We start from the raw sequence: 18,756 nt of genomic DNA on the forward strand, positions 1-18,756 counted from the left end.
GCCTGCTCACCGCCGCCCGGGTCACGGCCGGATTGGGGCGCGGTCGTCGTACGCCCGTAAAGTGACCGCCCGTGGCACTCACCATCGGCATCGTCGGGCTCCCCAACGCGGGCAAGTCCACCCTCTTCAACGCACTGACCAAGAACGACGTGCTCGCCGCGAACTACCCGTTCGCGACCATCGAGCCCAACGTCGGCGTCGTGGGCGTCCCGGACGGACGGCTCCCGCAGCTCGCGGAGCTCTTCGGGTCGGCCAAGCTCATCCCGGCGACGGTCGAGTTCGTCGACATCGCCGGCATCGTGCGGGGGGCGTCCGAGGGTGAGGGTCTCGGCAACAAGTTCCTCTCCCACATCCGCGAGTCGTCGGCGATCTGCCAGGTGACCCGGGTCTTCCGCGACGAGGACGTCACCCACGTCGACGGCGAGGTCAACCCCGGCAACGACATCTCGACGATCCAGACCGAGCTGATCCTGGCCGACCTGCAGACCGTCGAGAAGGCGATCCCGCGGCTGGAGAAGGAGGCCCGGATGAACAAGTCCCAGGCCGCCGTGCTCGACGCCGTGAAGGAGGCGCTCGGCCACCTCGAGGCCGGTACGCCGATCATCGCCACCAAGGTCGACCGGACCCTGGTCCGCGAGCTCTCGCTGCTGACCGCGAAGCCCTTCATCTACGTCTTCAACTGCGACGCCGACGAGCTGTCCGACGAGTCGCTCAAGGACAAGATGCGCGCGCTGGTCGCGCCGTCCGAGGCGATCTTCCTGGACGCGAAGTTCGAGTCCGAGCTCGTGGAGCTGGACGACGACGCCGAGGCCCGCGAGATGCTCGCCGAGATGGGCGTCGAGGAGCCCGGCCTGGAGGTGCTGGCCCGGGTCGGCTTCGAGACCCTCGGCCTGCAGACCTACCTGACCGCAGGCCCCAAGGAGACCCGCGCCTGGACGATCCCCCAGGGCGCCACCGCTCCCGAGGCCGCCGGTGTCATCCACACCGACTTCCAGCGCGGTTTCATCAAGGCCGAGATCGTCTCCTTCGACGACCTGATCGGCCTCGGCTCCATGCAGAAGGCCAAGGAGGCCGGCAAGGTCCGCATGGAGGGCAAGGACTACGTCATGGCCGACGGCGACGTGGTCGAGTTCCGCTTCAACGTCTGAGGCGCAGGGCGCGAGCGGAGCTCGCGACCTGCGACCCGAAGAGGTTGAGGGGGCCCCGCGGCCGAGCCCGCGAGGCCGCGACGGGCGGCTCGAAACCTGAGGCGCTCCTGCGACCCGAAGGGCTCAGTGGTCCGGGGCGATGCTGGCCGCGCGACTCATCACTGGCTAACGTCGAACGAGCCACATCTCGGAAAGGCGATCACGCCTTGAGGCTCAGGAGGTTCAGATGAACTCGGTCACTAACCACACTGATCGGAGAGCGGCCCGGCGGCTACGCGTCGTCGCGGTCCTCTCTCTGCTTGTCGCTGCTCTACCCATGGCCGCGCCAGCGCAGGCGGCGGCTCCCGTCGGGGGCCAGCGGATCATGACCTTCAACTACTGCGGAGCCGGGTGCGCAGGGGGCTCGTTCCCTTCCAACACCCACGTGTTCGCGTTTTTGGACCAGATCGACGCCTTCAAGCCACGCGCGATCCTGGTCAGCGAGATCTGTGAGAGCCAGGCCAATGACATCGTGACCCGCTCTCAGTCCGATTCACGGACCTGGCCACTGAAGGTTCTCTTCACCCCGATCGGGGCGAACGGGTCCGCAACGCGCCCCGGGTGCCCGCTCGGCAACGACGAGGGGTTCGGCAACGCGATCTTCATCCCCGAGTCGAAGTCGTTCGGAACGGTGTCGGTGCTCAAGCTGACTGCTGATGAGACGGGAACCCCTGACCAGCCTGGGGCCAAGCACCCGCAGACGATCACGTGTGCAGACGTCGACTCGTTTGCGTACCCAGCCGTCGTCTGCAACACGCACATCGCTCCCAGCAACACGCCCACGAAGCCGAACCTCATCGCGACCCAGATCCAGACCGCGACCGACTTCGCCTACGGCCACGCTGGCGGCAAGGCACTCATCTTCGGCGGCGACATGAACGCCGTGCCGAACTCGGCAGCGCTCAGCGGCGTCTACTCGAGCGGTACGCCCGCCGGGACGGGGCACTTCGAGGAGATCGACAACTGCCACCCCAACGCGCGACGCGTGCCCGCGCCGGGCGACTCCGATTACAGCCGATGCAACGTGCCGACCCACGGCTTCGGCGCTGGAGACAATCCGAAGAAGATCGACTACATCTTCTTGAAGAAGGGTTACTTCAAGGGTGACAACGATGTGGACGACTTCAGCTCGACAGTCATCAGCATGCCGGGTTCCGACCATCGTCTCCTCCAGGGCAGCGTCAATATCTGCGACGGTTCCCCGGGCTGCTGACCGACCCTTCTGCTGAGGCGGCGACCCTCCACCGGCCTTCGCACGCCGCCCATCCCGTTCACCTTCTGGCGGGTGGGGCGGCCGTGGCATGTCTAAACGAGGGGACTCAGCAGCCGAGATCGAGTGAGCGTCCGCACGCCGAAGCCGCTGCCACGCCTCGACCGGGCTTTGGTGTAGGAGTGGGCGCGGGCCCAATTGAACTGATGACCCGGGACGTCGCATGGCCAGACCAAGCGGTCACACTGTCCGCATGACGTCCGCGCCCTGGGAGCCCGCCGACGCCTGGGTGTTCGCAGCGATCGCCGTGTACGACCGCCGGTGCACGCTGCTCGAGCTGATCGCCTCGGCCGACTGGATCAACCACGCCGTCCTGCTCGAGGCCGAGGTCGAGGGTGCGCTGGGCAGGCTGGCCGGGGCCGACCTGGTCCGCGTCTACGAGGACTGGACCTTCGAGCTGACCGACGAGGGCTCGAGCGTGTGGGGCGGGGGAGTGCGGGACCTCCAGTCCCAGCTGCACCGGATCGAGGAGCGCCTGGCGGCCGTCGAGCCCGGGCGTGTTGCCGTACGACTGCCGCGGGGAGCGATGGAGCGGGCGCTCGAGGACTACCGCAGCGCCTGACGGCCCGCGTTGGCCGACGCCGGGGCGGCGTCCACCTCGGGCGTGGTGAGCAGGAGCTCCGGGTCGAGGTCCAGGTCGCGGGCGACAGCGGTGAAGATCGGGCAGGTGTCCATGGTCAGACCTCCGTCTGGGCAGGGCCGTCGGGGGTGGACGTCATCGGAAGACGACGTCCGGGCAGTGCTCGCACTCGAACGAGACCACGCTGGCGCCGTCGTCGAACTCGACCGACGACAGGTGCCACTCGTGCTCGTGGCGTTCGATGGTCCGGGACACGGTGCGGCGCTCCTCCATGACGGCATGACTCCGAGAATCGGCTGATAGGTGTCCGTTCGGCCGGCCCGCGAAACCTCTCCGTGCGATGGACCACACCACCGAGGGGTGCGGCCTACACTCACCCCATGAGCGCCACGACGATCCGCCGTACCTGCACCGGCCTGCTCGTCGGCGCGCTGCTGCTCCTCGTCACGGCCTGCGGCTCCGACTCGGGCGGCTCGACGGCCACCGACGACCCCACGACAGCGGCTGCCAGCCCCACGGACACCGAGAGCAGCGCCGCCCCCGAGGGCCCCGCGTGCGCGGAGATCTGGGTGGAGGGCGCGACTCTGGACAAGAAGTACGCCGGCTGCGTCGACGACACCGGGCTGGTCGCCCCCGACAAGGTCGGCTGCTCGTCGGGCCAGACGTTCGTCCTGTACGGCGACCAGTTCTGGGCCGTGAAGGGCGGCATCGTGAAGTACGCAGCCGAAGGCCGCACCGACGCGAAGCCCTACCGCGTCGACATGGCTGCCTGCCGGGGCTGATCCCGCCCGACGAAGGTCAGGCGGCGGAGACGCCGAGGATCTCCTCGCGCGTACGCCGCCACGCGGCCGCCCGCTGGCGGTCGCTGGCCAGCGCGGAGTTGGTCGTGCGCAGCTCCTGCTCGGCACGCGCGCGCCAGGCAGTGCCGTGGGCGCCGTGCAGGCAGAGACGGAAGTCGTCGAGCCAGCCGGCGACCCAGGTCTCGGGGTCGGCGGAGTTCGTCATGCCGTGATCATCGGCAGGGAGCGCGTGGACCTGAGGACGGGCGGTCCCAGCCGGTCCCCAGCGGTCTCCAAGTAGGCCCGGCGAGGCTGCGGTCATCACTCGGAAACGACCGCACAGGAGCCTCTCGTGAACCCCATCCGCCACCGCCTCGGCCTCGTCGCCGCCGGGCTCGGCCTCGCCGCCACCGCCGTCGTCACGGTGCCGCCCGGCGCGTCCGCCACCCCGACCTGGACCACGCCGGTCTCCGAGCTCGCGGTCTTCGCCAGCGGGGCCGGCGTCTGGCGCCAGGTCGTCGGTCCGGACGGCACCGCGTGGACCTCTTCGTGGGGCGGCAACGGGAGCCACCAGCTGGCCGTGGTCTCCCGTCGTTCACCCGGCGCCGACTGGGACCCGCCGGTCACCCTCTCGGCGGCCGACGTCGACGGCAGCGCTCCGGAGCTCGCGGTCGACGCCGGCGGTACGGCGTACGCCGTCTGGGACCAGGGCTGGCCCTCGTCGACCTGGTTCGCGCAGAGCACGCCCGACGGTGGGTGGACGCCCCCGCTGCAGCTGGCGGAGGACGGGGTCTACTCGACGATCACGGCTGGGGCCGACGGTGCTCTCACGGTCGCCTGGAAGGACTCGGCGTACCGTCTCCACACCATCGACCGGCCGGCCGGATCCGCGACCTGGACCGACCCCGTGCAGCTGTCCCCGGACGGCTGGGCCTCCGAGTCGCCGCTCCTGCGGGTGGACGGGCACGGCGGGGTCGTCGCGCTGTGGCGCCAGATCAGCCCGATCGGCGCCGGCATCTTCATGGTCGAGGGCGCCTACCGCGCCGCAGGCGGTGCCTGGAGCACGCCGACCCACGTCTCCGACCCGCTGCCCCTCGAGGCGGCGAACCCCGACCTGGTCATCACCCCGGACGGCACCGCGGTGGCCGGCTGGCGCCAGGACGTCGTCGTCGACGGTGCGACCAGGTCGCGGGTCCAGACAGCGACCAGCGTGCTCGGTGGCGCATGGACCGACCCGTCGGACCTGTCGGACCTCGCCACCGATGCCCGCGCCGTGGACCTCGCCAGCGACGCCGAGGGCGTCGTCACCGCCGCGTGGACCGAGAATGCTGCCGGTTCCTACGCGATCCGCACGGCTCGTCTGACCGGCTCCGGCTGGACCCAGGCCGTCACGATCGGGACCTCGCCGGGGAGCGCCTACGGGCCGGCCGACGGGGTGGCGCTGGACGTCGCTCCGGACGGTCGCGTGGCCGCGATCTGGGTCGCGGAGGACGAGACGTTCTCGATGTCCACGATGGGTGCGACCGCCGACGCGAGCGGCAGCTGGACCGAGCCGGTCACCCTCGACGCGGACGCCAGCTCGACCAACCCCGTGATCACGATGTCGCCGGACGGCGACGCCGTCGCGTCGTGGGCAGGCGTCACCACGTCGTACGTCGTCCGCTCCGCCGTCCTCGACGGCACCGGCCCGGTGCTGTCCGGTCTCGCGGCGCCGAGCACGGCCGAGACCGGCGACACGCTCGACTTCGCGGTCGACGTCGCCGACACCTGGTCGGACCTGGGTGAGGTGACCTGGGACTTCGGCGACGGGGCGACCGCGGTCGGTCCGTCGGTGAGCCACGCGTTCGCCGCAGCCGGCAGCTACCCGGTGCAGGTGGTCGCCACCGACGTCCACGGCAACACCACCCGGGCCACCGCGACGGTGACGGTCGCCGCGCCGGAGCCGACCCCAGAGCCGACGCCCACACCGACGCCCACCCCCACCCCGACGACCGTTCCGACGCCCACGGTGTCGGCCCCGCGGATCCTGTCGGCCCACCTCGACAAGGCCCGGATCCGGGCGCCGCGGAAGGCGCGGCTCGAGCTGCGGCTCTCCGGTGCCGCGACCGTGCGGGTGGCGATCACCGGCGCGGGGCGTCGCCCCAGCCGTGCCACCGTGGTGCGGGCACTGCCGGCAGGCACCTCGACCGTGGCGCTGGGCGCCCGGATCGGGAAGCGCACGCTGCGCCCCGGCCGGTACGTCGTCACGGTGGTCGCCACCAACGACATCGGCTCGAGCAAGGCAGTCCGCCTCGCCCTGCGGGTCGTCAGGCCAGTGCGTCGATGAGCCGTCGCGGGTCGGGGTCGTGCTCGGTGGCCTGCAGGATCACCGTGTCGGCCCCGGCCTCGCCGAGCTCGGCCACCCAGTCGCCGAGCCCGGCGGCGTCAGCGCGCTCGGTGTAGGCCAGGACCTGCCGCTCCGGGCCGACGACCTCCCGCGCACGTCGTACGACGTCCGCGTCGACGACCGAGTCGAGGAGGACACCGTCGGAGACCTCACCGGCCAGGGCGACCGTGCGTGGCCCCCGCGCGCCGACGAGGAGAGTCGGCGGGACCTCCGGCGGCCAGTCCAGCGCGACCCGGTCGAGGCGGACGTAGCGCCCCGAGACGGTGACGGTCTCACCGGCGAGCAGTGAGCGGACCGCTTCGGTGTGCTCGCGCAGCAGCGTCATCGGTGACTCGACGCCCGCGCCGACCTGCGCCATCCAGTCCAGGACGCCGTGCCCGAGCGCGACCGTGAGCCGGCCCGGGAAGAGCCGGGCCAGGGTCGCGACCTCCATCGCCGCCAGGGCCGGGTTGCGCAGCGGCACCGGCAGCAGCCCGATGCCGACCTGCAGCCTGGTCGACCACGCCAGCGCGGCCGCCGCGGTCGTCAGCCCGCCCTCGAGGAAGCAGTCCTCCCACAGCCAGAGCTCCGCCAGGCCCGCCGCCTCGGCGTGCTCGACGACGGCGCGCAGCTCCTCGGGCGGCGACTGCGGGCGGAAGACGACACCGGTGACCAGACTCATGCTGCTCACGCTCTCATGTCGATCCGACACCCGCTCGCCCGTCATCGCGGTGTACGAGGATGAAGTCCCACCACCGAGGAGTGACCGTGAAGTACCTGATGTTCGTCGCAACCGACCCCGACCGACCCGCCGACGTCGACGAGACCGGCACCGTGCCGATCGAGGAGTGGGTGGAGAAGAACGACGCCGCCGGCACCCGCCTGCTCGGCGAACGGCTCCGCCCCGCCGACCAGGCCGTCGTCGTACGCCGTCGCGACGGCAAGGTCAGCGTGACCGAGGGCCCGTTCGCGGAGACCCATGAGTGGATCGTCGGCTTCGACGTCCTGGAGTGCGCCGACCTCGACGAGGCGATCGAGGTCGCGGCCGCGCACCCGATGGCCGCGTCGGGTCGCCTGGAGCTGCGGGCGTTCTGGGAGGACTGACCCTCAGGACGCGATGTCGGGGCTGACGCCGTCGTCGCGGGCGGCGACCCGGGCGCGGTTCTCGGCGCGCCGGTCGACGAACTTGGTCGCCTGCGCGTCGAGGGCCTCGAGGAAGGCGCCGAGCTGCTCGCGGGCCTGCTCGCCCTCGGGGCCGAGGTCGGTGCGGTCGAAGACGTTCCACGCGCGCAGCACCGGCATGATCACCTCGTCGTGGTGCAGCCGCAGGTCGTAGATCCCGGCTTTCGCGATGATCATCGAGCTGCGCCGGAAGCCGGCCATGGTGGCGCCCGGCATCTCGAAGCCGATGACCTCCTTGGCGATCGCCTGCATCGTGGCGTCGGGCGCGATCTCCAGCGCCGCGGCCACGATGTTGCGGTAGAAGATCATGTGCAGGTTCTCGTCCTTGGAGATCCTGGCCAGCATCTTGTCGGCGATCGGGTCGTTGGTCACCTTGCCGGTGTTGCGGTGGGAGACGCGGGTCGCGAGCTCCTGGAAGGACACGTAGGCGACTGCCTCGAGGGCCGTCTTGTCGCCGGAGTCGTAGCCGGAGGTCATGTAGTCCATCCGGGCCCGCTCGAGCTCGACCGGGTCCACGCCGCGGGTCACGACGAGGTAGTCGCGCATCGCGATGCCGTGCCGGTTCTCCTCCGCGGTCCAGCGCCCCACCCACGTGCCCCATGCCCCGTCGCGACCGAAGCGGGTCGCGATCTCGCGGTGGTACGACGGCAGGTTGTCCTCCGTCAGCAGGTTGGTGAACATCGCGGCCTTGGCCGTCTCTGACAGCTGCGACTGCTCCGGCGCCCAGTCCTCACCGCCGAGGAACGCGAAGTCGCGCCCCTGGCTCCACGGGACGTAGTCGTGGGGGTGCCACTCCTGGGCGACCCCCAGGTGGCGGTCCAGGTTCTCGGCGACGACGGGCTCGAGTGCCTCGAGCAGGTGCTCCGGTGCGGTCACCCGGCCATCGAACCACTTCTAGACTGGCAGCACCATGACCTCCAAGACCACGACGAAGCTGCGCCTCGGTGTCCGTGCCCTCGACAGGCTGATGAAGTCCACGCCCGCGATGTCGGTCGCCAAGATGACGCCCGAGCAGCTCGAGAAGGCGCAGACGACGGTCATCCCGGACGGTGGTGTCGCGGCGCTGCTGCTCGGCCGGCTGCGCAAGGGCGTCACGGTCCGCACCGACAGCTTCCCGGCGCGCGGCGGCGACCTGCCGCTGCGGATCTACACGCCGGACGCCTGGTCGCGGACCCCGCGACCGGTCGTGCTGAACATCCACGGCGGCGGCTTCGTGCTCGGCAGCGCCCGGCAGTGCGACTGGATCTGCAGCACCGTCGCCGCGGACCTCGACGCCGTCGTGGTGTCGGTGGACTACCGGCTCGCGCCGTCCCACAAGTTCCCGGCGGCCGTCGAGGACTGCTACGACGCCCTGCTCTGGACCGCCGCCCACGCGGCCGCCCTCGGCGGCGACCCGGCGCGGATCGGGGTGATCGGCGACAGCGCCGGTGGCAACCTCGCCGCCGTCGTGTCGATCATGGCCCGCGACGAGCACGGACCGGCGATCGGGCACCAGGCGCTGGTCTACCCGGCCACCGACATGACCGACGCCTCCCGCGACGACGAGTCGTTCCTGGGCAACGTCCTGGGCATCGTCCTCAGCAACGACGACATCGAGGTCTTCCGCGAGCACTACCTCAGCGAGGAGGTCGACCGCACCGACTTCCGGCTCTCGCCGATCCTCGCCCCGGACCTCTCCGGCCTACCGCCCGCGGTGGTCGTCGTCGCCGGTCTGGACCCGCTGCACGACAGCGGCGTCCGCTACGCACAGGCCCTCGCCGATGCCGGCAACGACGTGACGGTGGAGGACTTCCACCAGATGCCGCACGGGTTCCTGAGCTTCCCGTACTTCTCGCACGCCGCCCGGCCCGCGATGGCCGCGATCGTCGCGTCGCAGCGCGCCGCGCTCTATTGACGTACGCCGAGCGGTGCGACCCACCGCTCGAGTGCCGCGGCGACCGCCGCGGGCGAGATCGGCTTGGTGAGGTAGTCGTCCATGCCGGCGTCCAGGCAGCGCTCGCGGTCGCCGTCGATCGCGCTCGCGGTCATCGCGATCACCGGCGTACGCCGCCCGTCGGCCTCGCGGACCCGGATCTCGCGGGTCGCGGCGAACCCGTCCATGACCGGCATCTGCACGTCCATGAACACCAGGTCGTAGTCCCGTGCGGCCATCGCCGCCAGGCCCTCGACGCCGTCGTCGGCGAGGTCGACCTCGAAGCCGCACGCCCGGACGATCCCCTCGGCGACGATCTGGTTGATCTCGCCGTCCTCGACCACGAGCACCCGCCCCCGGGACGGGGCCGCGACCGGGTCGGCCTCGCTCGGCTGCGGCACCGGCGCGGGGCTCGCCGGCGTGAGCACGTCGAGCAGTGTCGTGCGCAGCCGCGAGAGCGGGACCGGCTTGGAGAGCAGCGCGGCGAACCCCGCCGCAGTCGCCTCGGCCGGGCCGACGGCCGGGCTCGACGTCAGCAGCACCAGCACGGTGCCGTCGAGCTCGGGCGCGGCGCCGACCGCGCGGGCCAGGTCGAGGCCGTTCATCCCCGGCATGCACAGGTCCAGCACGCCCAGGTCGTACGGCGTGCTCGCGGCCGCCGCGCGGGTCAGGGCGTCCAGCCCGCTGGGCCCGTCGGCGACGACGTCGACCGTCATGCCCCAGGCCGTGAGCTGGTCCTCGAGGATCATCCGGTTGGTCGCGTTGTCGTCGACGACGAGCACGCGCTCGCCGACGAGGACGTCGCGGGTGGGGAGGGCTGCGGGCCCCGGCTCGTCCACGACGCCGAGGGGCACCGAGAACCAGAACGTGCTGCCCTGGCCGAGCACGCTGTCGACGCCGATCGCGCCGCCCATGGCCTCCACGAGCTGGCGGCAGATCGCGAGGCCGAGGCCGGTGCCGCCGTACCGCCGCGTGGTGGACGAGTCCGCCTGGGAGAAGGGGTCGAAGAGCCGGGTCAGGTCGGTGGTGTCGACGCCGATGCCGGTGTCGCGGACCTCGAACCGCACCGTCGCGACGTCGGCGCCGTCGGCGCGGCGACCCGACTCGTCCCACTCGGTCGTGCGGCCGGTGACCTGGGCGCGGACCACCACCTCGCCGGTCTCGGTGAACTTCACGGCGTTGCTCGCCAGGTTGAGCAGCACCTGGCGCAGCCGGGACGGGTCTCCCTGGAGCCGGGACGGCATCCCGGGCGTGCAGGAGGCGAGCAGCTCGAGCTGCTTCTCGCCGGCCGACTCGGCCACCAGCTCGGCGACCTCGTCCACCATCCGCACCGGGTCGAAGTCGATCGTCTCGAGCTCGAGGTGCCCGGCCTCGACCTTCGAGAAGTCGAGGATGTCGTTGATGATCATCAGCAGCGCGTCGCCGGCCGTGCGCACGCCCTCGGCGTACGTGCGCTGCCGGTCGTCGAGCTCGGAGGCGAGCAGCAGGCCGGTCAGCCCGATCACGCCGTTCATCGGGGTCCGGATCTCGTGGCTCATGGTCGCCAGGAACTCCGACTTCGCGCGGGAGCCCTCCAGCGCCGCGTCGCGGGCGGCGGCGAGCTCGAGGCGAGCCTGGCTCTCGGAGCGGAGCAGCCGCGCCGTGCGCACGAAGGCGAGGGCGACGAGCGACAGGTTCCCGAGGAGCATCGTCGACGGATCGATGACCATGCCGAGGCGACTGCCCAGCGACCACAGGGCCGTCGGCACCAGCAGCGGGACGATCGCGATGATGAGCTTGCCGTGCGTCCGTCGGTCGTCGAGGTCGTGCTGGACCCCCTCGACCGCGGTCGGCCGGCGCAACGTCGCGGTGGCGAGCGCCATCGAGCTGAGCATCCAGCCGGCCTGCGCGAACGCCGAGAAGGTGCCCTCGATGGCGAGCACGTAGAACGCGAGGTCTGAGAACAGCCAGCACCAGATGCCGATCGCGAGCGGCACTCCGACCGCGCGCCGGGTCCGGCCGTGCAGCAGGGCGCGCAGCGCGAGCCCGATCAGCAGGGCGTCGAGGACCGGGAAGGCCACCCAGGCCACCCGCGTGAACTCGCCGGTCGTGTCCTCGGTGGCGAGCTGGTCGACGGTGCAGGTCCACACGACCAGCACGCTCACGACCGCGACGGTCACCACGTCGAGCAGCGCGTCCGGAGCGAAGCGGCGTCCGTCGCTCCGGGCGACGGTGACCACCACGAGCGCGCCGACCAGGCACGCATAGCCGATCAGGTACGGCGCGTCCGCGACCGACCGGTCCGCCTCGCCGGTGCTCCAGGTGTGGGCGACGAGCACGGCGTCGCCGACCGCGGCCAGGGTGATGCTCGCGGTGAGCAGGGCCGGGACCAGGCGTCGGCCCGGTGCGGCGCCGAGGAGACCCAGGACGGCCAGGACCACGGGGACGATGTTGCCGAAGAGGTACGTCGCGTCGCCCAGCCGTCCGCTCGGGCCGGCCAGGTGGATCGCGACCACGGCGACCTCGATCGCCCACAGGACGCGCACGACCACCGTGCGTCGACTCGCTTCCACACGCCCCCCTGCGTTCGCCGCGTCGGTGCCCCACCTACGCCAGGTCGTCCCTATCGGCACCAGCGGGCGGGACCTGCGAACTTGTGACCACTGGTGCAGGCGTGACGTATCGTGCGCGGGTGCGAATCTCGGCCTCGGCGCTCCCGTGTCCCTGAAGCTGGTGCTTCCCCTCCTCCTGACCGCCGGCCTGCTCGTCCCCGGCGCTGCCCCCGCCGACGCCGCTGCGCCGCCACGGGCCACGCAGCGGGCGGACGTGCCCTGCCAGGACGAGCAGATCGGCGCCCAGGAGAAGCTGCCGACCCGCATGCTGATGGCACCCGGCAACGGCGGACCCGGTCTGACGCTCTCGCTGTCGCTGGCGGCTGCCTCGGTCGGGCCGCTGGCCCCGTCGAGCGAGTACGTGGCGCGCACCAAGACCACCCTGACGCGGGCGCGGCTCGAGCAGGTCGAGCGAGACGGCCTGCGCACGGCGTACTTCGCGGGTTGGCGCTCCCAGGTGCGCCAGGACACCAGGCGTCTCGTCGAGCGGGTCGCGACCTGCCCGGACGAGGCCCAGACGCTCCTCGGCTACAGCCAGGGCGCCCTCGTGGTCCGCACCATGCTGCGCAACCTGTCCCGTACGGCGACGGGACGCGACGTCCTCGACCACCTCGCCGGAGTCGTGCTCGTGGGCGATCCGACCGCCAACCCGCGCGAGCGCATCACCCACCTGGGCGGCTCCCGCGGCACGGGCATCCTGCCGGTCCGGGTCCCGCTGCCCCGCACGCTGCTCAGCCGCGGGTTGGTCACGGCGCTGTGCACCGGCGACGACCCGGTCTGCAGCTCGACGAAGAAGTCCCGTCGGGGCAAGCCGACCCGGGCGACCGGGCACCAGCGGGTGGAGAGCCACCTCGGCTACAGCCTCGGGTTCAGCGGCCACGACACCAGCACGAAGGCGAAGCGGATCGGCTGGCAGATGGGCGCCCAGCTGGACGCGCGGCTCCGCACGACCCCGACCTGGACGACGAACAGGCTCGGCCTGTCGCCGGCCAGCCAGTTCTTCACTCGCGAGGGGGACCCGTTCACCCAGCCGGCGACTGCCGCGGGCTTCGTGCTGGCGCCGGCCGCCACGACGCTTCCCGCCGGGGTGGTGGCGTCGTCGGACCTGGACCTGTCGGGGACCGCGCCCGACCCCGACCACGACGACGTCGTGGTCGGCTACACGAGCACGACGGTCGCTCCCGCGGTCGTCCGGCAGCAGAGCTTCTCGCTCAACTCCTGGGCGCGGCAGACGGCCCGGCCCGGCGTGAGCCGCATCAGCCACGCCCTCGGCGGAGGCCCCGCCAACGGCGAGAGCTACCAGGCCGACGTGTCTGCCGACGGTCAGCACGTCGCCTTCGTCTCCCGGGCCTCCGACCTGGTTCTCGGCGACCCCAACGGCGCGGCGCCCGACGTCTTCGTCTGGGACCGCGGGACGGACACGACGAGGCGGCTGGGCGTCGGGGACGAGTCGACCGGCTGGCCCCAGCTCTCCGCCGACAGCCGCTACGTCGAGTTCACCACCAAGGCCCAGCTGGCCGGTGACACCGACAGCCTGGCCGACGTCTTCGTCTGGGACACCCAGGCCGACACCGTCCAGCTCGCGTCGCCCGGCACGGCCGTCCCGGTGTCCGCCGGCTCGATCACGCCCGACGGCTCGACCGTGTTCTTCCGCGAGGACCCGACGGGTCAGGGCGCGATGGGCAACACCGTCCGCAGCTGGGACCGGGTGGGGGAGACGGTGAGCACCGTGGCGCCGCCCGCGAGCCAGGACTGGATGGTCGACCCGGAGTTCGGTCGGCCGTGGGTCGCCTCGCCTGACGGGCGCTACGTCGCGGTCGTGCAGCAGTCAGGGGCAGGACCGGCGGCGCTCTGGGACCGGCAGGCCGACGCGCAGCACGGGTCCGCCTGCGTGACGGCGTACGACGCCCGCTCGGCGTACGGCGACGTGGCCGCCGACGGCAGTGTCTTCTCGTACGCCGAGTACCAGACGCCCGCCAGCAGCCGCTACCCGGTCAACAGCGTCATCGAGTGTGCGACCGCGAGCGGCACGAAGGCCATGGCCACGAACGCGCCGACGCTCCAGTTCGGGTCGACCGGTCAGTTCGAGCTGACGACCAGTGCCGTCGTCCCCCAGTTCCGGGCCCGCCCCGCCGGTGCCTGGACCCAGCCCGTCGGTGCCGGCGACCTCCGGGGGTACGGCAACATCTACACGGTCGGTCTGGCCACCGCGGACGACGACGCGTCGACCGTGGTGTTCGGCTCGGCCAAGGCCAACATCCTGGAGACGGACCCGGCCCAGTACGGGCAGAGCGAGGTCTACCTGTGGGACCGGACGGTCAGCCCCTGACGTCCTCGCCGGCCGTCGTGCTCGCCAGGTGTGCGGGTACGACGGCCAGCGCGGCCACGGCGAGCAGCGCCGCGAGCGCGAAGACGTAGAACCCCCACGGGTAGGCGATGCCCGCGGTGACGAGCGCGCCGGTGATCGAGGGACCGACGATGGCGCCGACGCGGCCGATGCCGGCGGAGAGCCCGAGCGCGGTGCCCTTGAGGTAGTCGGGGTAGAGGTGCCCGACGAAGGCGTACACGAGCACCTGGGCGCTGAACACGAAGACGCCGGTGACCAGCACGGCGACGTACACCAGCGCCGTGCTCTCGAGCTTGATCGACAGCAGCGCCAGGCAGACCGCGGCGATGCCGAACCACACCAGCACCGTCGGCTTGTTGCCCCGGGAGTCGGAGATCCGGCCCGCGACCAGAAGACCGGTGACGGCGCCCAGGTTGAGGACCAGCAGCAGCGTCGTACCTGCGTTGATGGAGTAGCCGGCCTCGCCCATGATCTTGGGCAGCCAGGTGTTGAGGCCGTAGACGAGCAGCAGGCCCATGAAGGACGCGACCCAGAGGCCGAGGCTGATCCGCAGGAACGGGCCGCGGACCACGTCGGCGGCGCGGCTCGGCCGCCGGGTCTCGGGGGCCTCCTCGCGGGAGCGGAGGTAGGACTCCGACTCCGGCAGCTTGACCCAGAAGACGGGCAGGAAGAGGAGTCCGGCGACACCGCCGATGACGAACATCGCCTCCCAGCCCCACGCGTCGATGACCCACAGCGCCAGCAGCGCGGTGAGCACCGCGCCGACGTGGTAGCCGGTCATCACCCGGGTCATCGCGCTGCCGTTGCGGGAGGCGGGCGCGTGCTCGGACATGAAGGCGAGCGCGATCGGGAGGCAGGCGCCCATGCCGAGGCCGCCGAGGAAGCGCAGGGTCGTGAAGGCGGCGACGCTCGGGGCGAACGCGACCGCGATCGTCAGCACCGAGAACCACGCGACGCAGGCGATCAGCGTGCGGCGCCGCCCGAACGCGTCGGTCACCGGCCCGATCACGGCGGCGCCGATGCCCACGCCGACCAGGCCCATCGTGGCGGCGGTCGTCAGCGAGGCGTCGGTGAAGCCGAGGTCGCCGGACTTGCTGATGACGGGGATGACCGCGCCGATGACGACGAGGTCGAAGCCCTCGAGCGCGACGGCGAGCCAGCACAGCACGATGGGCCAGAGCCCGGTGGCGGTCGGCGTACGACGTCCGGTGTCGATGGTGGCGGGTCTGGTGCTGGTCATGGTGGAGCCTTCCGAGAGGTGTGCCCACACGGTGTCCCGGGGGAGAGCGCGGTCACACCTCGGACTTCCACTGACCGGAAGTGGTGACCGATGGGTAACCTGCGCCACACCGGCCCGCGCGGACGTGCGAGGATCGCGCCCGTGAGCACGAGTGTGGAGACCAGTGACGTCATCGTGGTGGGCGCCGGCCTGGCCGGGCTCGCGGCCGCGGCGGAGGTAGCGGACGCCGGCAAGCGGGTGCTGCTGCTCGACCAGGAGCCCGAGCAGTCACTCGGCGGCCAGGCGTTCTGGAGCCTGGGTGGCCTGTTCTTCGTCGACAGCCCCGAGCAGCGCCGGATGGGCATCAAGGACTCGCGCGACCTGGCCATGCAGGACTGGCTCGGCAGCGCGCAGTTCGACCGCGAGGAGGACCGGTGGCCGCGCCGCTGGGCCGAGGCGTACGTCGACTTCGCGTCCGGCGAGAAGCGTGCCTGGCTCCGCGAGATGGGTCACCGCACGTTCCCGATCGTCGGCTGGGCCGAGCGCGGCGACGGCCGCGCCGACGGGCACGGCAACTCGGTCCCGCGCTTCCACATCACCTGGGGCACCGGCCCCGGCGTGGTCGACCCGTTCGAGCGACGCGTGCGCGAGCACGCCGCCACCGGCCGGCTGACCTTCGGCTTCCGGCACCAGGTCGACGACCTCATCGTCGAGGACGACGCCGTCGTGGGCGTCCGCGGCACGCTCCTGGAGCCCAGCGCGATCGAGCGGGGCAAGGCGTCGAGCCGGGTCGCGGTCGGCGAGTTCGAGCTGCGCGCGCAGGCGGTGATCGTGACCAGCGGCGGCATCGGCGGCAACCACGACCTGGTCCGCAAGACCTGGCCGAAGCGGCTCGGCACGCCCCCGAAGACGATGGTCGCCGGCGTCCCCGCGCACGTCGACGGCCGGATGCTCGGCATCACCGAGGCGGCCGGCGCCCGGGTGATCAACCCGGACCGGATGTGGCACTACGTCGAGGGCATCCGCAACTGGGACCCGATCTGGGACAACCACGGCATCCGGATCCTGCCCGGCCCGTCGTCGCTCTGGCTCGACGCGACCGGCAAGCGGCTGCCCGCGCCGTACTTCCCGGGCTTCGACACGCTCGGCACCCTCACGCACCTGCGCACGACCGGCTACGACTACTCGTGGTTCGTGCTCACCCAGAAGATCATCGAGAAGGAGTTCGCGCTCTCCGGCTCGGAGCAGAACCCCGACCTCACCGGCAAGGACATCAAGCTGCTGCTCAGCCGGGTGAAGTCCGGGGCGCCCGGGCCGATCGAGGCGTTCAAGCAGCACGGCGACGACTTCATCGTGGCCGACGACCTGGCCGACCTGGTGCGCGGGATGAACGAGGTGGGGGACAAGCCCCTGATCGTCGAGGCCGAGCTGCGCGAGCTGATCGAGGCGCGCGACCGCGAGATCGACAACTCCTTCACCAAGGACGCCCAGGTGACCGCGATCCGCGGCGCCCGGACCTACCGCGGCGACAAGCTGATCCGGGTCGCGAGCCCGCACAAGATCCTCGACCCCAAGGCGGGTCCGCTCATCGCCGTACGCCTCAACGTCCTGACGCGCAAGACGCTCGGCGGCCTGGAGACCGACCTCGACGGGCGCTGCCTCACCTCGGACGGTACGCCCCTGCCCGGGCTGTACGCCGCGGGCGAGGTCAACGGCTTCGGCGGCGGCGGGATGATGGGCTACAACGCGCTCGAGGGCACGTTCCTCGGAGGTTGCCTCTTCTCCGGTCGTACGGCGGGCCGGGCCGCCGCCCAGGCCATCTGAGCCGAGTCGGGACTTCTGGTCACCCGATTCGGGAGTTCTGGTCACGCGCCGCGCAGCGGCGAACCGGTTGTCGTCCACAGGCGCAGTACGGCGGCGTTGCTCCACAGGTACGGCGCCGCGCCGCCCGGTGACCGGGGGCTGATGCGCACCCTCGGGTGATGAACCAGTCATGGCCAGAGGTCCCGTTCACCCGTGCCGACCTCGTCGAGCTGGGCCGCACCCCCGCCGACCTGCGCCGCGGTCGACGTCGCGGGGAAATCCGCCAGGTCGTCGTCGGGGTCTGGGTCGCCGCGTCGGCGCCCGACACCCTGGACCTGCGGGCGAAGGCCGTCGCCCGGGCGGTCCCGCCGCACCACGTGGTCACCGATCGCACCGCCGCCTGGCTTCACGAGGTCGACGTCCACGTGCGAGCCGAGCACGTGGCCGGTCCGCCGATCGAGACCTGCGCACTCCGAGGCAACGAGCCGACCGTGCGGGCCGGCACCGACGGTCGCACGCGCGACCTCGCACCGCGCGACGTCATGGAGCTCGACGGCGTACTGGCCACCACGCCGCTGCGCACCCTCCTCGACCTCGGCTGTCACCTGCGGCGCCGAGAGGCGTACGCCGCGATGAATGCCCTCGCGCGTGGCCACCGGCTCAGCGTCGACGACGTCCTCCGTGAGATACCCCGGTTCCGAGGCCGCCGCGGGGTGATCCAGCTGCGCGAGCTCGCGACCCTGCTCGACCCGAGCATCGAGTCCCAACGCGAGTCCTGGCTCCTGATCACCATCCACGACGCCGGCCTGCCGCTGCCCGAGCCGCAGTACTGGATCGTGATCGACGGAGTGCCGACGTACCGTCTCGACTTCGCCTATCCCTGGCTGCGCGTCTGCGTCGAGTACGACGGCCGCGACGCGCACGACGGGCGGGAGGCGTACGACGAGGAGCGTCGCGGCTGGCTGCGCCGCCATGGCTGGACCGTGATCGTGGTCCGCGACGGCGACTTCACGGGCGAGGCGCTCGACCGGTGGCTCCGCGAGCTCCGCGCGGCGCTGGTCCCGGCGTACTCGAACCGTCGGTGGTGACCAGAACTCCCGACTCGGGTGACCAAGAGTGACGACTCGGGTGACCAAAGGTCACGACTCGGCGGGGAGTCAGTGGGCGCCGGTGAGGTTGAGGCCGACGACGCCGGCGACGATCATCGCGAGTGACAGGGCCTTGACCCAGCCGAGGGACTCGCCGAGGAAGAGGTAGCCGACGACGGCGACCAGCGCGGTGCCGGCGCCCGCCCAGATGGCGTAGGCGACGGACACGGGGACGGTCTTCACGATCACCGTGAGCAGCCAGATCGCGGCGGCGTACCCGGCCATCACCGTGATCGTCCAGGGGACGTTCGTGAAGCCCTGGGCCTTGGGCAGCAGGGCGCTCGACGTCACCTCCAGGGCGATGGCGACGGTGAGCAGGATCGCGGCGAGCATGATGAGTTCTTCCGTGTGTAGCGACTGCTACAACTGTAGC

General features: G+C 71.7%; 17 protein-coding genes. 10 read left to right on the plus strand and 7 right to left on the minus strand.

The window, feature by feature from the left end; translation table 11 throughout:
• The first annotated feature begins 71 nt into the window (after positions 1-71).
• The 3 genes from ychF (at position 72) to ACFPYL_RS06925 (ending at position 3,019) form a co-directional block, all read left to right on the plus strand.
• Complete coding sequence (gene ychF / locus ACFPYL_RS06915; RefSeq protein WP_379152155.1) at positions 72-1,148, plus strand: redox-regulated ATPase YchF; 1,077 nt, start codon at positions 72-74, stop codon at positions 1,146-1,148.
• Positions 1,149-1,512: 364 nt separating this feature from the next.
• Positions 1,513-2,400, plus strand: a complete 888-nt coding sequence (locus ACFPYL_RS06920) for an endonuclease/exonuclease/phosphatase family protein (protein WP_379152158.1) — start codon at positions 1,513-1,515, stop codon at positions 2,398-2,400.
• Positions 2,401-2,650: 250 nt separating this feature from the next.
• Complete coding sequence (locus ACFPYL_RS06925; protein WP_379152161.1) at positions 2,651-3,019, plus strand: hypothetical protein; 369 nt, start codon at positions 2,651-2,653, stop codon at positions 3,017-3,019.
• Here the strand turns inward: ACFPYL_RS06925 and ACFPYL_RS06930 are convergent.
• A complete protein-coding gene (locus tag ACFPYL_RS06930) occupies positions 3,004-3,132 on the minus strand; it encodes a hypothetical protein (protein ID WP_379152164.1) in 129 nt (42 codons plus the stop codon). The genes ACFPYL_RS06925 and ACFPYL_RS06930 overlap by 16 nt on opposite strands.
• Before the next feature lie 285 nt (positions 3,133-3,417).
• Between ACFPYL_RS06930 and ACFPYL_RS06935 the strand changes: the two genes are divergently transcribed.
• Positions 3,418-3,819 (plus strand): hypothetical protein, encoded by a 402-nt coding sequence (locus ACFPYL_RS06935; protein ID WP_379152167.1) that lies wholly within the window; start codon positions 3,418-3,420, stop codon positions 3,817-3,819.
• Between the two features lie 16 nt (positions 3,820-3,835).
• Here the strand turns inward: ACFPYL_RS06935 and ACFPYL_RS06940 are convergent, their stop codons facing one another.
• Entirely contained in the window at positions 3,836-4,042 is a 207-nt protein-coding gene (locus ACFPYL_RS06940) for a hypothetical protein (RefSeq protein WP_379152171.1), read from the minus strand.
• Between the two features lie 126 nt (positions 4,043-4,168).
• Here ACFPYL_RS06940 and ACFPYL_RS06945 point away from each other — a divergent pair, with 126 nt between their 5' ends.
• Positions 4,169-6,142, plus strand: a complete 1,974-nt coding sequence (locus ACFPYL_RS06945; RefSeq protein WP_379152174.1) for a PKD domain-containing protein — start codon at positions 4,169-4,171, stop codon at positions 6,140-6,142.
• Here ACFPYL_RS06945 and ACFPYL_RS06950 read toward each other — a convergent pair.
• Positions 6,123-6,863 carry an LLM class flavin-dependent oxidoreductase gene (locus tag ACFPYL_RS06950; protein WP_379152176.1) on the minus strand — a complete coding sequence of 247 codons (741 nt, stop codon included), beginning with the start codon at positions 6,861-6,863 and terminating at the stop codon, positions 6,123-6,125. The two genes, ACFPYL_RS06945 and ACFPYL_RS06950, sit on opposite strands and share 20 nt — an antisense overlap.
• A gap of 86 nt (positions 6,864-6,949) precedes the next feature.
• On the opposite strand from ACFPYL_RS06950, the gene ACFPYL_RS06955 reads away from it, so the two are divergent.
• Complete coding sequence (locus ACFPYL_RS06955; RefSeq protein ID WP_379152179.1) at positions 6,950-7,285, plus strand: YciI family protein; 336 nt, start codon at positions 6,950-6,952, stop codon at positions 7,283-7,285.
• Between the two features lie 3 nt (positions 7,286-7,288).
• On the opposite strand, the gene ACFPYL_RS06960 is transcribed toward ACFPYL_RS06955, so the two are convergent.
• Positions 7,289-8,239 (minus strand): acyl-ACP desaturase, encoded by a 951-nt coding sequence (locus tag ACFPYL_RS06960; protein WP_379152182.1) that lies wholly within the window; start codon positions 8,237-8,239, stop codon positions 7,289-7,291.
• A 34-nt stretch (positions 8,240-8,273) separates the two neighbouring features.
• Here ACFPYL_RS06960 and ACFPYL_RS06965 point away from each other — a divergent pair, with 34 nt between their 5' ends.
• On the plus strand, positions 8,274-9,257 hold the full coding sequence (locus ACFPYL_RS06965; RefSeq protein ID WP_379152184.1) for an alpha/beta hydrolase: 984 nt from the start codon (positions 8,274-8,276) through the stop codon (positions 9,255-9,257).
• On the opposite strand, the gene ACFPYL_RS06970 is transcribed toward ACFPYL_RS06965, so the two are convergent.
• On the minus strand, positions 9,251-11,827 hold the full coding sequence (locus ACFPYL_RS06970; protein ID WP_379152187.1) for a hybrid sensor histidine kinase/response regulator: 2,577 nt from the start codon (positions 11,825-11,827) through the stop codon (positions 9,251-9,253). The two genes, ACFPYL_RS06965 and ACFPYL_RS06970, sit on opposite strands and share 7 nt — an antisense overlap.
• A 160-nt stretch (positions 11,828-11,987) precedes the next feature.
• Between ACFPYL_RS06970 and ACFPYL_RS06975 the strand changes: the two genes are divergently transcribed.
• Entirely contained in the window at positions 11,988-14,195 is a 2,208-nt protein-coding gene (locus tag ACFPYL_RS06975; RefSeq protein ID WP_379152189.1) for a cutinase family protein, read from the plus strand.
• On the opposite strand, the gene ACFPYL_RS06980 is transcribed toward ACFPYL_RS06975, so the two are convergent.
• Complete coding sequence (locus ACFPYL_RS06980; protein WP_379152191.1) at positions 14,185-15,453, minus strand: MFS transporter; 1,269 nt, start codon at positions 15,451-15,453, stop codon at positions 14,185-14,187. The genes ACFPYL_RS06975 and ACFPYL_RS06980 overlap by 11 nt on opposite strands.
• A gap of 141 nt (positions 15,454-15,594) precedes the next feature.
• Between ACFPYL_RS06980 and ACFPYL_RS06985 the strand changes: the two genes are divergently transcribed.
• Both ACFPYL_RS06985 and ACFPYL_RS06990 read left to right on the plus strand, forming a co-directional pair.
• A complete protein-coding gene (locus tag ACFPYL_RS06985) occupies positions 15,595-17,256 on the plus strand; it encodes an FAD-binding dehydrogenase (protein WP_379152194.1) in 1,662 nt (553 codons plus the stop codon).
• Between the two features lie 158 nt (positions 17,257-17,414).
• On the plus strand, positions 17,415-18,323 hold the full coding sequence (locus ACFPYL_RS06990; protein ID WP_379152201.1) for a DUF559 domain-containing protein: 909 nt from the start codon (positions 17,415-17,417) through the stop codon (positions 18,321-18,323).
• 69 nt (positions 18,324-18,392) lie between these two features.
• On the opposite strand, the gene ACFPYL_RS06995 is transcribed toward ACFPYL_RS06990, so the two are convergent.
• Positions 18,393-18,716 carry a DMT family transporter gene (locus ACFPYL_RS06995; protein WP_379152204.1) on the minus strand — a complete coding sequence of 108 codons (324 nt, stop codon included), beginning with the start codon at positions 18,714-18,716 and terminating at the stop codon, positions 18,393-18,395.
• Positions 18,717-18,756 lie beyond the last annotated feature (40 nt).

The organism is Nocardioides hankookensis, from assembly GCF_042658885.1.
GTDB lineage: Bacteria > Actinomycetota > Actinomycetes > Propionibacteriales > Nocardioidaceae > Nocardioides > Nocardioides hankookensis.